Annotated in this window: 1 protein-coding gene; it reads right to left on the minus strand. The window is 66.2% G+C overall.

Annotated elements, in window-relative coordinates; genetic code table 11:
• The coding region (locus ABD073_RS15480; RefSeq protein WP_343876088.1) for a transposase at positions 1–640 on the minus strand (640 nt) is incomplete at both ends.

The raw sequence follows: 640 nt of genomic DNA on the forward strand, positions 1-640 counted from the left end.
GGTAGGGCTCCCGGTTCTTGATCATCGCGAACAGGACATCACAGCGACGGCGAGACAGGCAGATGAGAGCGGCGTTGTGCTTCTTTCCCTGGGCTCGTTTGCGGTCGTAGTAGGCCCGACTGGTCGGGTCGGATCTGAGTGCGGCGAAGGAGGACAGGAACAGGGCTCGTTTGAGGTGCTTGTTGCCGGAGCGGGCGGGGAACTCGCCGCGGATGCTGGTGCCGGATCGTCGGGTGACCGGGGCGAGACCTGCATAGGCCGCCAGATGTCCGGCAGTGGGGAAGGCTGAGGCGTCGCCGACGTCGAGCAGGATCCGTGCTGCGGTCCTGACCCCGACGCCTGGCATCGTGGTCAGGACCTCGGCAAGAGGGTGAGCATCAACCACTTTCTCGACCTGGACGGCGAGCTCGGCGCGCTGGTCCAGGACCTGACGCAACGACGCGGCCAGTTTCGGCAGCACCTGCTCGGCTGCGGCGGTGCCAGCAACGACGACGGTCTGCTCGCCCAGAGCTGTGGTGATGTCGTCGGCGAAGTCCTGTGCGCCGCGGGGGTAGGCCTTGCTGATGACCCGCAACAGCTTGGACCTGGTCACGCCAGCCATGCCTTGGGGACCACCGAGCTGCTCGATCACCGCCAATCC

It is taken from the genome of Luteococcus peritonei (genome assembly GCF_039526385.1).
In the GTDB taxonomy this organism is placed as follows: domain Bacteria; phylum Actinomycetota; class Actinomycetes; order Propionibacteriales; family Propionibacteriaceae; genus Luteococcus; species Luteococcus peritonei.